11 protein-coding genes are annotated in these 14148 nt (G+C 72.6%); 7 read left to right on the top strand and 4 right to left on the bottom strand.

The annotated features are described in order from the left end of the window. Positions 1-115 precede the first annotated feature (115 nt). Both MTR79_RS01520 and MTR79_RS01525 read left to right on the top strand, forming a co-directional pair. On the top strand, positions 116-1576 hold the full coding sequence (locus tag MTR79_RS01520) for an aldehyde dehydrogenase family protein (RefSeq protein WP_244788844.1): 1461 nt from the start codon (positions 116-118) through the stop codon (positions 1574-1576). A 109-nt stretch (positions 1577-1685) separates the two neighbouring features. After that, the gene (locus MTR79_RS01525) at positions 1686-2327 is read left to right on the top strand and encodes a PadR family transcriptional regulator (RefSeq protein ID WP_048459516.1); all 642 of its coding nucleotides are present in this window, start codon (positions 1686-1688) and stop codon (positions 2325-2327) included. 96 nt (positions 2328-2423) lie between these two features. Here MTR79_RS01525 and MTR79_RS01530 read toward each other — a convergent pair whose 3' ends face one another. Both MTR79_RS01530 and MTR79_RS01535 read right to left on the bottom strand, forming a co-directional pair. Beyond that, entirely contained in the window at positions 2424-3833 is a 1410-nt protein-coding gene (locus MTR79_RS01530) for a glutamate decarboxylase (RefSeq protein WP_189363885.1), read from the bottom strand. Positions 3834-3886: 53 nt separating this feature from the next. After that, on the bottom strand, positions 3887-5173 hold the full coding sequence (locus tag MTR79_RS01535; RefSeq protein WP_244788846.1) for an ion channel protein: 1287 nt from the start codon (positions 5171-5173) through the stop codon (positions 3887-3889). Between the two features lie 101 nt (positions 5174-5274). On the opposite strand from MTR79_RS01535, the gene MTR79_RS01540 reads away from it, so the two are divergent. Beyond that, positions 5275-6036 carry a MerR family transcriptional regulator gene (locus tag MTR79_RS01540; RefSeq protein ID WP_244788866.1) on the top strand — a complete coding sequence of 254 codons (762 nt, stop codon included), beginning with the start codon at positions 5275-5277 and terminating at the stop codon, positions 6034-6036. Positions 6037-6224: 188 nt separating this feature from the next. Then, complete coding sequence (locus tag MTR79_RS01545) at positions 6225-7130, top strand: VTT domain-containing protein (protein WP_244788868.1); 906 nt, start codon at positions 6225-6227, stop codon at positions 7128-7130. A 33-nt stretch (positions 7131-7163) separates the two neighbouring features. Here the strand turns inward: MTR79_RS01545 and MTR79_RS01550 are convergent, their stop codons facing one another. Both MTR79_RS01550 and MTR79_RS01555 read right to left on the bottom strand, forming a co-directional pair. Beyond that, complete coding sequence (locus tag MTR79_RS01550) at positions 7164-8861, bottom strand: threonine/serine exporter family protein (protein ID WP_189363889.1); 1698 nt, start codon at positions 8859-8861, stop codon at positions 7164-7166. A gap of 131 nt (positions 8862-8992) precedes the next feature. Beyond that, positions 8993-9484 carry an inorganic diphosphatase gene (locus MTR79_RS01555; protein ID WP_006132604.1) on the bottom strand — a complete coding sequence of 164 codons (492 nt, stop codon included), beginning with the start codon at positions 9482-9484 and terminating at the stop codon, positions 8993-8995. A 79-nt stretch (positions 9485-9563) separates the two neighbouring features. Between MTR79_RS01555 and dacB the strand changes: the two genes are divergently transcribed. The 3 genes from dacB (at position 9564) to tilS (ending at position 14109) form a co-directional block, all read left to right on the top strand. Beyond that, positions 9564-11162, top strand: coding sequence for a D-alanyl-D-alanine carboxypeptidase/D-alanyl-D-alanine-endopeptidase (gene dacB / locus MTR79_RS01560; protein WP_244788870.1), 1599 nt, complete (start codon positions 9564-9566; stop codon positions 11160-11162). Positions 11163-11752: 590 nt separating this feature from the next. Further along, the gene (locus MTR79_RS01565; RefSeq protein WP_244788872.1) at positions 11753-12886 is read left to right on the top strand and encodes a zinc-dependent metalloprotease; all 1134 of its coding nucleotides are present in this window, start codon (positions 11753-11755) and stop codon (positions 12884-12886) included. Between the two features lie 194 nt (positions 12887-13080). Next, entirely contained in the window at positions 13081-14109 is a 1029-nt protein-coding gene (tilS, locus tag MTR79_RS01570; protein ID WP_086701031.1) for a tRNA lysidine(34) synthetase TilS, read from the top strand. Positions 14110-14148: the final 39 nt, after the last annotated feature.

Raw genomic sequence — 14148 nt, forward strand, 5'->3', positions numbered from 1 at the left:
GTGCCTGTCCCAAGAGTCCCTTCAACTCCCTTGCCACACACGTACGATGACGTGTGACCGCACCCCGGTGTGCTGATCGTGTTTCTGCTGACGCAGCGAGGGATCGAGGGATCACATGTCGTCGTACTTCACCGACCTGGCTCAGCAGTACATCGACGGTGAGTGGCGTGCGGGCACCGGCTCCTGGGACATCATCGACTTCGACCCGTACAACGACGAGAAGCTCGCGTCGATCACCATCGCCACGGTCGACGAGGTCGACCAGGCCTACCGGGCGGCGGCCCGCGCGCAGAAGGACTGGGCGGCCACCAACCCGTACACCCGCCGTGCGGTGTTCGAGAAGGCGCTGCGGCTGGTCGAGGAGCGCGAGGAGGAGATCGCCGGGGCGATCGTCGCCGAGCTGGGCGGGACCCGCCTCAAGGCCGCCTTCGAGCTGCACCTCGCCAAGGAGTTCCTGCGCGAGTCGGTGCACCTGGCGCTCGCCCCCGAGGGCCGGATCATCCCCTCGCCGGTGGACGGCAAGGAGAACCGCGTCTACCGCGTGCCCGTCGGCGTGGTGGGCGTGATCAGCCCGTTCAACTTCCCCTTCCTGCTCTCGCTGAAGTCCGTCGCCCCCGCGCTCGCGCTGGGCAACGGCGTGGTGCTCAAGCCGCACCAGAACACGCCGGTCGTCGGCGGCTCCCTCATCGCGAAGATCTTCGAGGACGCGGGTCTGCCCGCCGGTCTGCTCAACGTCGTGATCACCGACATCGCGGAGATAGGCGACGCCTTCATCGAGCACCCCGTCCCGAAGGTCATCTCCTTCACCGGCTCCGACCAGGTCGGCCGGCACGTCGCGACCGTCTGCGCCTCCCTCTTCAAGCGCGCGGTGCTGGAGCTGGGCGGCAACAGCGCGCTGGTGGTCCTGGACGACGCCGACGTGGACTACGCCGTGGACGCGGCCGTGTTCAGCCGGTACGTCCACCAGGGCCAGGTCTGCATGGCCGCCAACCGCGTCCTGGTCGACCGGGCGGTGGCCGACGAGTTCACCGAGAAGTTCGTCGCCAAGGTGCGCACGCTGAAGGCCGGCGACCCCCGCGACCCGGAGACCGTCATCGGCCCGGTGATCAACGCCCGGCAGGCGGACGCCCTCACCGGCGTCGTCGAGCAGGCCCTCTCCGAGGGCGCCACCGCCCTGGTGCGCGGCGGACGCAGCAACAACCTGGTCGAGCCGTCCGTCATCACCGGGCTGCCGGCCGGCTCCGCCCTGCTGCGGCAGGAGGTGTTCGGCCCCGTCGCCTTCCTGGTCCCGTTCGACGGCGAGGAGGAGGCGGTGCGCCTGGTGAACGACACCCCCTACGGGCTCAGCGGCGCCGTGCACACCGGGGACGTCGAACGGGGTGTGCGGTTCGCGAAGCGGATCGACACCGGGATGTTCCACGTCAACGACGGCACCGTGCACGACGAGCCGATCGTCCCCTTCGGCGGCGAGAAGCACTCGGGCGTGGGCCGGCTGAACGGCGACACGATGCTGGACGCCTTCACCACCACCAAGTGGATCTCGGTGCAGCACGGCCGCAGCGGCTTCCCGTTCTGAGCCGTCCCGTTCCGAGCCGTCCGGTCTCGAGCCGTCCGGTCTCGAGCCGTCCGGTGTGTTCGCACGGGCCGCTCCCGGCACCGTTCGGGCGCGGCCTACGCTGGTCGGCATGTCAGTGATCCGTCTTCTCGTGCTCGGCGCGGTGCGCCAGCACGGGCGGGCCCACGGCTACCAGGTGCGCAACGACCTGGAGTACTGGGGCGCGCACGAGTGGTCCAACGCCAAGCCCGGCTCGATCTACCACGCGCTGAAGCAGATGGCCAAGCAGGGGCTGCTCGTCGCGCACGAGACCGCCCCCTCCACGGCCGGCGGTCCGCCGCGCACCGAGTACGAGGTCACCGAGCAGGGCACGGAGGAGTACTTCCGTCTGCTGCGCGAGGCGCTGACCTCCTACGACCAGAAGCCGGACGTGCTCTCGGCCGGGCTCGGCCTGATGGTCGACCTGGAGCGCGAGGAGGCGCTCGCGCTGCTGGAGCGGCGGCTGGCGTCGATCGGGGAGTGGCGCAGGGCGGTCACGGAGTACTACGTCCCCGAGGACGGGCCCGGCCGGCTGGGGCACATCGGCGAGATCATGGACTTCTGGGTCCACTCGGCGGACACCGGCGCCGCGTGGACGCGGGGCCTCATCACACGCATCCGGGGCGGCGCGTACACCTTCGCCGGCGAGGGCGAGCCGTTCGTCGGCGTGCTCGCCGAGGGCGAGGAGAACCCGTACGCGACGGATCAGCGGCATCCGGGCGATGCCGAGTAGTCACGTGTGACGCGTTTCAGGAAGAGCACCTCCGGTTCGGAGATCAGGGGTAGGGCGCTGGTCCGGCCCCGTCCGGACGGGGCCGGACCAGCCGGCTCAGTGGTGGAACCCGGTCGCCGCGTTCCGGTCCCGGGTGAGCGGGTGCGACTGGCTCCTCAGCTCAGGCATCAGCCGGGTCAGGTCCTCGGCGAACAGGTCGGCGAGGTCCTCGGAGAAGCCGTTGCGGCACACCACCCGCAGCACCGCGAGGTCCTGACGGTTCGCCGGGAAGGTGTACGCGGGCACCAGCCAGCCGTTCTCCCGCAGCCGCCGCGCCACGTCGAACACGTCGAACCCCGTCACGTCCGGCGCGGTGGTGAACGCGAACACCGGCAGCTCGTCGCCCCGGGTGAGCAGCCGGAAGTCGCCGAGCGCCTCGATCCGCGCGGACAGTCCCGTGGCCACGTCCCGCGCGGCCTGCTGCACCGCGCGGTAGCCGTCCCGGCCCAGCCGCAGGAAGGAGTAGTACTGCGCCACCACCTGGGCGCCCGGCCGGGAGAAGTTCAGCGCGAAGGTCGGCATCTCGCCGCCCAGGTAGTTCACCCGGAACACCAGCTCCTCGGGCAGCGCCGCCGCGTCCCGCCACAGCGCCCAGCCCACCCCGGGGTACACCAGCCCGTACTTGTGCCCGGAGGTGTTGACCGACGCCACCCGGTCCAGGCGGAAGTCCCACACCAGGTCCTCGTCGAGGAACGGCGCGATCATCGCCCCCGACGCACCGTCGACGTGCACCGGGACGTCCAGGCCCGTGCGCTCCTGGAGGTCGTCGAGGGCCGCGCACAGTTCGGCGACCGGCTCGTAGGACCCGTCGAAGGTGGAGCCGAGGATGCCGACGACGCCGATGGTGTTCTCGTCGCACAGCTCCGCGGCGGCCGCCGGGTCGAGGTGGAAACGGTCGCCCTCCATGGGCACCTGGCGGGGCTCCACCTCCCAGAAGGTGCAGAACTTGTCCCAGCAGACCTGGACGTTGACGCCCATCACCAGGTTGGGACGGGCCTCCCGCGAGGGATGGCGGCCGGCGTTGCGCAGCGCCCAGCGCCGCTTCAGGGCCAGGCCCGCCAGCATGCACGCCTCGCTGGAACCGGTGGTCGAACAGCCCACGGCCTTCGACGGGTCGGGCGCGTGCCACAGGTCGGCGAGCATCGCCACGCAGCGCCGCTCCAGTTCGGCGGTGCGCGGGTACTCGTCCTTGTCGATCATGTTCTTGTCGCGGCACTCCGCCATCAGCAGGCCGGCCTCCGGCTCCATCCAGGTGGTGACGAAGGTGGCCAGGTTCAGCCGGGCGTTGCCGTCCAGCATCAGCTCGTCGTGCACCAGCTGGTACGCCGTCGACGGGGCCATGGGCCCGTCCGGGAGGCGGTGCCTGGGCGGCGCCTGGGTCATCCCCCCGACCGGGTTCGCGGGCCCCAGGAAGGGGTTGACGGACATCGGGCGCTCACCGGCCGGCCGGCCGGGGTGCAGCGGCATGGATCCTCCGTGGGGGTCGGGCGGCCCGGGGCGGGACCGCCGGGGGGAGCGGGTCATCCGACGGCCGTCCCGTCCGGCCGCAGCTGCATGTGCGGGCGGCCCGTGACGAGCAGCCAGGCGGGGAGGGAGGCGAGGCAGAGCAGGGTGAGCATGCCGGGGGAGGCGACCAGCACGGCCGCGACGAACAGGCTCACCCAGCCCTGCCGGGTGACGGCCAGCAGCACGCCCAGGACGGCCGCCGACACCCCGACCGCCGGATGCACCCCGGGCACCAGCGCGTGGGCGCACAGGCCGAGCGCGGTCCCCACGAACACCGACGGAAAGATCCGGCCGCCTCGGAAGCCGCAGGACGCGGCGACCAGCAGCGCGGCCAGCTTCACCACCGTCATCACGGCGAACTCGCCCGCCGTCCAGCCGTCGGGGTCGGCGGCCAGCTCGGCGATCTCGTCGAGCCCCTTGAACAGGGTGAGGTGCCCGCCCAGGGCCGCGAGCGCGCCCAGGACCACGCCGCCGGCCGGGAGCATCAGCATCGGGTGCCGCAGCCGCCGGAACGCGCCGTGCACGTACGGGAAGGCGTACACGGCGCACATGCCGAGCAGCGCGCCCGCCGAGGCCACCACGAGCGCCGCCAGCAGATCGGCCCAGCCGGGCTGCCCGAACGGCGGCAGGTGCAGGTCGAAGCTCGGATCCGACACCAGCGTGGTGGTCAGGGCACCCGCCCCTGCGGCGGCCAGCGGGGCGAACAGGCTGTCCCACAGCTGTCCCTTGACGCGCTGCCCGGCCAGCGCCTCGGAGATCACCAGCGCGGCGGCGACCGGCGTGCCGAACAGCGCGCCGATGGTCCCGGCCTCCGCCAGGGCCACCCAGCCCCGCCGGGCCGTCCTCGGGAAGACGCGGGCGCCGAACCAGACCGCCAGCGAGACGTTCACGGCGATGATCGGGTTCTCCGGCCCCAGGCTGGGCCCCCCGGCCAGGACCAGCGCGGTCACCAGCACCAGCCCGGGCAGCACCGCGAGCGGCAGCACCGGCGCCTCCAGGCCGGTGGTCGCCGGGTCGGGGCCCGCGTGCCCGGGGACCTTCCACACCACGAGCCCGACCGCGACACCGGTGGCGGTCAGCATCGCGAACATCCACGCCACGGAGTAACGCCCCACGCCGAGTGCGTCCGGCAGGTCCTGCCAGAGCGCGTGCTGCAGTTCCTCGGCGGCCGCGCTCACGCCCAGCAGGACCAGGCTCGACACCGCGCCGACCAGCAGCGCGGGCACGACGGTCGGCAGCAGGGCGCGTGCCGAGGCCGCCGGGGCGGTGCCGGACGCCGGCTGCGTGTTGTCCTGGGCCACGCGCACACGATAAAGGGGGTGAAAGGGATAAATCGGTAACCCGCTTGCACCTCACGTGGCGTGAGGACCCAGCCTGGAGCGCGCAAGGGAAAGGAGCGGACATGAGCTGGTCCGTGGGACAGGTGGCCGGATTCGCCGGCGTCACGGTGCGCACCCTGCACCACTACGACGCCATCGGCCTGCTCGTGCCGAGCGAGCGCAGCCATGCGGGGCACCGGCGGTACAGCGACACCGACCTCGACAGGCTGCAGCAGATCCTGTTCTACCGCGAGCTCGGCTTCCCGCTCGAGGAGGTCGCCGCGCTGCTCGACGACCCGGACGCGGACCCGCGCGCGCATCTGCGCCGCCAGCACGAGCTGCTGACCGCCCGGATCGAGAGGCTGCAGATGATGGCGGCGGCCGTGGAACAGGCCATGGAGGCACGCACGATGGGAATCAACCTGACGCCCGAGGAGAAGTTCGAGGTCTTCGGCGACTTCGACCCCGACCAGTACCAGGAGGAGGTCCAGGAGCGCTGGGGCGACACCGACGCCTACCGCCAGTCGCGGGAGCGGACGGCCTCCTACACCAAGGAGGACTGGCAGCGGATCCAGAACGAGGCCGGCGAGCTGACCCGGCGCTTCGTCGCCCTGATGGAGGCGGGCGAGCCGGCGGACTCCGAGGCGGCGATGGACGCCGCCGAGGACCACCGGCAGGGCATCTCCCGCAACCACTACGACTGTGGCCACGAGATGCACACCTGCCTGGGCGAGATGTACGTCAACGACGAGCGGTTCACCCGCACCATCGACCAGGCGAAGCCGGGACTGGCCGCGTACATGCGGGACGCGATCCTCGCCAACGCCGTACGGCACACCGCCTGACCGGTCGTGGCCCGGCCGCACCGGGCCACGACCAGCGGCGACCGCCCCACGGCGCCGGCTCGCGGCTTTCCCCGGGGCGGGGCACAGTGCATCCTGGGTACCCCGCGGAACCTGGGCTTCGACGGCTGCGTTCATAATTTGGGCAGCCAGCCCCGCCCTTGACCCCCAGCAGCAGGAGCCACATCCCCGTGACCACGCTTGCGCTCGGCCCCGAGTGGCTGAGCCCGGACTACCTCATCGAGACCTTCAGCCTTCCCGGCATCCTGCTGATCGTCTTCGCGGAATCCGGACTCTTCGCGTTCCTGCCCGGCGACTCCCTGCTGTTCACGGCGGGTCTGTTCGTGGCCGAGGGCACCTACATCAGCCAGCCGCTGTGGCTGGTCTGCACGCTGATCGTGCTCGCCGCCGTGATCGGCGACCAGGTCGGCTACATGATCGGCAAGACCCTCGGGCCCCGGCTGTTCAACCGGCCCAACTCCAGGCTCTTCAAACAGGAGAACCTGGAGAAGGCCCACGAGTTCATGGAGAAGTACGGGCCCAAGGCGATCGTCCTGGCCCGCTTCGTGCCCATCGTGCGGACCTTCGCGCCCATCGTGGCCGGCGCCGGCCGGATGAAGTACCGCACGTTCTTCACGTACAACGTCATCGGCGGTATCGCCTGGGGCACGGGCGTCACCCTCGCCGGCTACTGGCTCGGCCAGATCTCCTTCATCAAGGAGAACGTCGAGGCGATCCTCATCCTGATCGTTTTCCTCTCGGTGGTGCCGATCCTCGTCGAGTACCTGCGCGAGCGCGGCAAGAAGAAGCGCGCCGCCGCCGAGGTTCCGGCCGCGCAGCAGTACCCGCAGCCGCCGGTCATGGACGACGCCACCACCCAGCTGCGCCGCATCACCCCGGCCGCCGCTCCCCAGCAGCCCCGCCCGCAGCAGTACGGCGGCCAGGGCGGCTACCCGCAGCAGCAGCCTCACCCGCCCTACGGCGGCCACCCGAACGGCCGGACGAAGGGCTACCCGCAGCAGCAGCCCCGCCAGCAGCCGTACGGCAACGACCAGCAGCAGTACGACCAGCAGCAGCCGTACAACGGCGGCTACTGAGCGATCCCTGCCGGGCGGCGGGCGGCACGCGGGCTAGAAGCCCCGCGTCCGTTTCGCCGCCCGTCGCTTCTCCGCCGAGCCGATCCGCAGGAACAGCCGGGAGATCTCGGACCCGAGGTTCACCCCGATCGCGATGGCCATCGCCAGCGCCACCGCCTTGGTGAGCGAGGTCAGCCCCCGGTTCACCTCGTTCTGCGCGATGCCCAGCAGACCGAAGTACGTGGCCGAACCGGGCAGCAGGGGCCCGATCGCGGCCGTCGTGTACGGCAGCGCGGACGCGAACCGGTAGCGCGCCATCAGCTGCCCGAACAGGCCGACCACACCGGCCGCCACCGCCGTGGACGCCACCGGCGAGATGTCACCCGTGTAGTGCATCGCCCCGTACACCACCCAGGCGACCCCGCCGTTCAGCGTCACCATCAGCACGGTGGCCCGCTCCTGCTGGAGCAGCACCGAGAAGGCGAGCGACAGGCCCAGGGACGCGGCGATCTGCAGCACCGGCTGTGGCGGGTCCGAGCCGCCGAGCGCGGCGTCCGGCACCAGATTGGCGCCGAGCTGCACGCCGAAGTACAGCACCGTCAGCACGCCGATCACGATGCCGACGAAGAAGTACAGCACCTCCAGCAGACGCGCCGACGCCGTGATGTAGAAGCCGGTCAGACCGTCCTGCACCCCCGCCACCAGCGCCCGTCCGGGCAGCAGCGCGAACAGCCCACCGGTGATCACCGCGGACGCCTTCACGTCCGCGTGCGCCAGCGTCAGCGCCACCCCGATCGCCGCCGGCGGCGTCGCGGCCACCGTGAACTGGTAGAACTCCGGCAGCCCGCGCCCGGCGCACAGCCAGGCCAGCCGGTCGCCGAGCATGGCGCCGACCGCCGCCGCGACGAACACCAGCAGACCACCGCCGACCAGCACCGACGCGGAGCCGGCCAGCAGCCCGCTCGCGAGGGTCAGCGCCCAGCCCGGGTAGGGGTGCCGGTTACGTCGGATCTCCGCCAGCCGCCGGTACGCCTCCTCCAGGGTCACCTGGGTCTCGTCGTCGCTGATGTCGTCCACCAGCTGGTAGACGGCCGCCAGCCGGGTGTAGTCGGGGCTGCGGCGGCGCACCGTGCGGGAGGCGGTCACCGGGTCGTCGACCAGGGACGGCTGGTAGGAGACCGCGAGCAGGGTGAAGGTGACGTTGGGCTCGCAGCGGTCCAGGCCGTAGGAGCGGCACACGGCGAACATCGCCGCCTCCACGTCCTCGGCGCCCTCGCCGCCGGCCAGCAGCAGCTCCCCGATACGCAGGCTCAGGTCGAGTACGCGCGGCACCGCGGGGCCGGAGTCGTCGTGCCGCTGCACCGGCTCCGGGGCGGGCCGCTCGGTCACCGGCATGCGCAGCATCGTGCGCATCCGGTCCTGCCACGGCACGTCCTTGGTCAGCCGGACCAGCGGGACGCCGGTCGGCGGGGTGAACGTGGCCTGCCGGGCGCTGTACGTCCTCGGCGTGCTGAACGCCGAGCCCTCCGGCTCGTGCTGCGGGTGCGGGGCGACGTCCAGACCGTCCGGAAGAGCGAATTCCGAAGTGGTCTCGGACTCCGGCCCCGTCCTCGGCACGGCCAGCCCGTCGGGCAGGGCGAACTCGGACGTCGTCGACGACTCGTTGTCGGCCGGCGCCGCGACACCGGAAGGGGGTAGGAAGGCGTTCCTCGCCTCGTCCGACTGCGGCTTGCGGTCCTCCGCGTCCGTCACGTGCCTTTCTCTCCCTGCTGACGACACCGTCCTTCAGTGTGCCCTCTGCCCCGCCAGTATGCGCACACAGCGCGACGACGGGCCGCACGCCAACGCGTGCGGCCCGTCGTCACGTCCCGTGGCGTGGGGGCTCAGTGGCCGCCCTGCTCCTTGAAGCGCTTGTAGGACCGCTCGATCTCGGCCTCGGCGTCGACCCGGCCGACCCAGTTGGCGCCCTCGACCGACTTGCCCGGCTCCAGGTCCTTGTAGACCTCGAAGAAGTGCTGGATCTCCAGACGGTCGAACTCCGACACGTGGTGGATGTCGCGCAGGTGCTCCACACGCGGGTCCGTCGACGGGACGCACAGCAGCTTGTCGTCGCCGCCGGCCTCGTCCGTCATGCGGAACATGCCGATGGCGCGGCAGCGGATCAGGCAGCCCGGGAACGTCGGCTCGTCCAGGATGACCAGCGCGTCCAGCGGGTCGCCGTCCTCACCGAGGGTGTTCTCGACGAAGCCGTAGTCGGTCGGGTAGGCGGTCGAGGTGAAGAGCCGACGGTCCAGGCGGATCCGACCCGTCTCGTGGTCCACCTCGTACTTGTTCCGCGAACCCTTCGGGATCTCGATCGTGACGTCGAACTCCACCGGACGCTCCTCCATGATCAGCACATCGTTCTGGTGGTTAAGTGTCCCTCACGCAGGTGTGTGATCGCGAAAGGGGCTGGTGGTCGTGCCAGAGCTGAGGCCTTGGCGGGCCGCGGGACCGCACGTCGTGCGGATCGCGGACGCCGTACGACCGCGTCTGGCGCGGGTCGCCGCGGCCACCGGGCCGTGGTTCACCAGGGGACGCCGGCCGGGATCGCCGCAGGCCCCACGGGTCGCGCGGCCCGGAACCGGCTGGTACACCGCCACCGCCGCCACCGCCGGTCTGGCGCTGGCCGCGGGAGTGGCGACCGCCGCCGGCCCCTGGGACTCCTCGGGTCAGCGTACGGCCGAGCGGCACCGGGCCGTGGCCCTGGAAGCCTCGCGTGGCACAGATCACGACGGCTCCCGGGCGCGCGCCGGCACCCCGCCGCGCGGACCGGGGGCCGCCCCGCCCGCCCCGTCCGTGCTCACCGGCCTCGGCGGCACCGCCACCGCCGCCCGTTCGGCGCCCGCCGGGAAGGCGCTCGCCGCGGTCCTCGACCCGCTGCTGAAGGACCCGGTGCTGGGCCGCCGCTCCGCCGCCGTGGTCGACGTCGTCACCGGCCGGCGCCTCTACGGCGCGGACTCCGGGAACGCGCTCACTCCCGCCTCCACCACGAAGATCGCCACCGCGGTCGCCGCGCTGTCCGCGCTGGGCCCCGACCACCGGCTCACCACCCGCACGGTCTACGAGCCCGACACCGAGGAGGTCGTGCTGGTCGGCGGCGGCGATCCCACGCTCACCGCCCGCAAGAACGCCAAGGGGTCCGCGAGCCTGCGCGACCTGGCCTCCCGCACGGCGGCCGCCCTCGCCAAGCGGGGCGTGCGCAAGGTGACGCTCTCGTACGACACGACCCTCTACAAGGGCGACACGGCCCACCCGATCGGGCGCAACGAGAATCTCGCCGCCGTCACCCCCCTGATGGCCGACGAGGGCCGCACCGACGACTCCTCCAGCGGACCCGTCGAGCGTGTCGTCGACCCCGCGGCGGACGCCGCCCGGACGTTCGGCGACCTGCTGAAGAAGCACGGGATCACGGCCACGCCGCCCGGCCCGTCGAAGTCGACGACGCGCGCGACCACCCTCGCGACGGTCTCCTCGCCGCCGCTCTCCTCGCTGGTCGAGCGCATGCTGACCAACAGCGACAACGACCTCGCCGAGGCGCTCGCCCGGCACACCGCCGTGGCCACCGGCAAACCGGCCGACTTCGGCGGCGCGGGGGCGGCGGTCACCGCGCGTCTGAAGCAGCTGAAGCTGCCGGTGAAGGGCGTCGTGATCAAGGACGGCAGCGGGCTGGACCGCGGCGGGCGGCTCACCGCCGACCTGCTGACCGCCCTCCTCGTCAAGGCGGGCGACCCCGCCCACCCGGAACTGCGCTCCGCCCTCACGGGCCTTCCCGTCGCCGGCTTCACCGGCACGCTCTCCGGCCGCTACGCGGACGGCGCGGCGGGCCTGGTCCGCGCCAAGACCGGCACGCTGACGGGCGTCAACACGCTCGCCGGCACGGTCGTGGACCGCGACGGCCGCCTGCTGGCGTTCGCGTTCCTCGCGAACGACACGGCGGGGGCGGAGGCGGCCCAAACGACCTTGGACAAGGCCGCGACAGCCTTGGCAAGGTGCGGTTGCCGGACGCCGTAGGGGGCTTCAGCGACGCGGGACAGCAACGCCCCTTGGGGGGCGTGAAGGGGCCGCACTCGGGGGGACGCGGGCGGCGGTGCTTCCTCCCGGGGAGCGGAGAGGCCGCATTCCTTGGGGCTGCGGGACAGCGACACCCATCAGAGGCTGAGGGCGGTGCCTTGTGGGGGGTGTGGGTGAAGACGCCTTCAGGGGCGCGGGGAACTGCGCGACGGGGGTCCGGGGGCGGAGCCCCCGAAATGGGCGAGGGGATGTCCCTCACCTCCGCAGCGCGCGGCTGCACCGGCGCACCTGGACGTGCGGCGTCCTGCCCTCCCGCCTTGGGGGGCTCCGCCCCCGGACCCCCCGTTCGCGCAGTTCCCCGCGCCCCTGAGCGCGCAGTTCCCCGCGCCCCCCACAAGGCACCGCCCGCGCCCCTGAGCGCGAAGTCCGCGCGCCCCTGAGCGCGAAGTCCCCGCGCCCCCGAGCGCGAAGCCCCCGCGCCCTCGAGGGTGAAGTCCCCGCGCCCCGAGCGCGAAGCCCCCCGGCCCCCCCGGCAGGGGCATCGCCGTGAGGATCTGCCCGTTTCCCCACCCCTCACGTACCGTTGACACATGACGAGCATCGGTGGTGCTGCCTCATCCGGCATGGTCGACTGGAACCTCGCGGTCGCGACCGCGACCAGGCTCGTGCGGCCGGGCCCCGACGTGAGCCGGGACGAGGCCCGCGCCGTCGTCGCGGAACTCCGCCGCCACGCGCGGTCCGCGGAGGAACACGTCCGCGGCTTCACCAGCCTCGGCACGCCCGAGACCCATGACACGCCCCTCCTGGTGGTGGACCGCCCCGGCTGGGTGCGGGCCAACGTCGCCGGCTTCCGCGAGCTGCTCAAACCCCTGCTCGACAAGATGCAGGAACGACGCGGCACGAGCCCCGGCAACGTGGTGATGGGCGCCGTCGGCGGCAAGGTCACCGGCGTGGAGCTGGGCATGCTCCTGTCGTTCCTGGCCTCCCGCGTCCTCGGCCAGTACGAGACGTTCGCCCCCGCCACCCGGGACCTCCCGGCCGGGGCAAACGGCGGCGGACGGCTGCTGCTGGTCGCCCCCAACATCGTCCACGTGGAGCGCGAACTCGACGTGGAGCCGCACGACTTCCGGCTGTGGGTGACGCTCCACGAGGAGACCCACCGCACCCAGTTCACGGCCGTGCCCTGGCTGCGGGATCACCTCGAGGGCGAGATCCAGGCGTTCCTGGCGGAGACCGACGTCGATCCGACGACCGTGCTGGAGCGGGTGCGCGAGGCCGCGCAGTCGCTGGTCGGCGGGCGTCCCGAGGGCGAGGAGGGCGACGAGGGACGCTCCCTCGTGGAGATCGTGCAGACCCCCGCCCAGCGGGAGATCCTCGGCCGCCTCACCGCGGTGATGTCGCTGCTGGAGGGCCACGCCGACTACGTCATGGACGGCGTGGGCCCCGAGGTCGTCCCGAGCGTCGCGGAGATCCGCGAGAAGTTCCAGCAGCGCCGCGCCAAGGGCGCCTCCCGCCTGGACATGGCGCTGCGCAAGCTGCTCGGCCTGGACGCCAAGCTCCGGCAGTACCGCGACGGCGAACGCTTCGTCCGCGCGGTCGTCGACGAGGTCGGCATGGAAGGCTTCAACCGGGTGTGGACGTCGCCGAACACCCTCCCCACCAAGGCGGAGATCGGCAAACCGGCGGACTGGATCACACGGGTGCACCGCAAACCGGAGGCGTAGGCGCCGCGCCCCCGTCGCACAGGGCGTCCGGGCGGCGGCAGACGGACGCCCCGCCAATCACCCGTCCGAGGGACCGTGGGCCCCGGGCAGGCGTGCAATGCTCGGGGAACGGCCCGGTTCTGTCACCATCTACACACTCTGCGTGACCGACTCCCGGGCTCAGCCCCCCGGACATCATCAGAAGGGAACCGGACATGGGTCCCCATCCTGCGGTCGCGGCGATACGCCTGGCGGTCCGCCGCGTCCTGAACGACATCCTCGCCGAACACGGCCGGACGCCCGGCCGCCTCACGCCCGACGAGCGGTCCTCCTCCCCGCTCGTGCTCGTGGCCTGCTCCGGCGGCGCCGACTCCATGGCGCTCGCCTCCGCCCTCGCCTTCGAAGCCCCCCGCGCCGGTCTGCGCGCCGGCGGCGTCACCGTCGACCACGGCCTCCAGACGGGTTCCGACCTGCGCGCCGCCGAGGTCGCCTCCCGGCTGCGCGAACTCGGCCTGGACCCCGTCGAGCCGGTCGCCGTCACCGTCGGCCGCGACGGAGGTCCCGAGGCCGCCGCCCGGGACGCCCGCTACGCCGCCCTCGACGCCGCCGCCGAGCGCCACCGCGCCGCCGCCGTCCTGCTCGGCCACACCCGCGACGACCAGGCCGAGACGGTGCTGCTCGGCCTCGCCCGCGGATCCGGCATCCGTTCCCTGTCCGGCATGGCCGCGGTCTCGGGGGCCGACGGCCGTTACCGGCGCCCCTTCCTCCAGCTCGACCGGCAGACCGCCCGCAAGGCCTGCATGGTCCAGTCCCTGCCCGTCTGGGACGACCCGCACAACACCGACCCCGCCTACACCCGCTCCCGGCTGCGCCACGAGGGCCTGCCCGCCCTGGAGAAGGCCCTCGGCAAGGGCGTCGTCGAAGCCCTCGCCCGTACGGCCCAGCTCTCCCGTGACGACGCAGACGCCCTCGACGCCTGGGCCGGGAAGGCAGCGGCCGGCGTCCGTGACGACGACGGCCGCCTGGAGTGCGCCGCCCTGCACGACCTGCCGCCCGCCGTGCGCCGCCGGGTGCTGCGCCGGGCCGCCATCGAGGCCGGCGCACCGGCCGGTTCGCTGTTCGCCCGCCACATCGAGGAGGTCGACCGGCTGATCACCGGCTGGCGCGGCCAGGGGGCCATCAATCTCCCCGGCCGGGTCGTCGCCCGTCGGCAGGGTGGCAGACTGGTGATTCGGCAGGGCTGAATCCGGACCCCAGCGACCGCTTCAGGTCGCGGGGCGGAC

The organism is Streptomyces sp. BJ20 (assembly GCF_022869105.1).
Classification (GTDB): domain Bacteria; phylum Actinomycetota; class Actinomycetes; order Streptomycetales; family Streptomycetaceae; genus Streptomyces; species Streptomyces griseoincarnatus.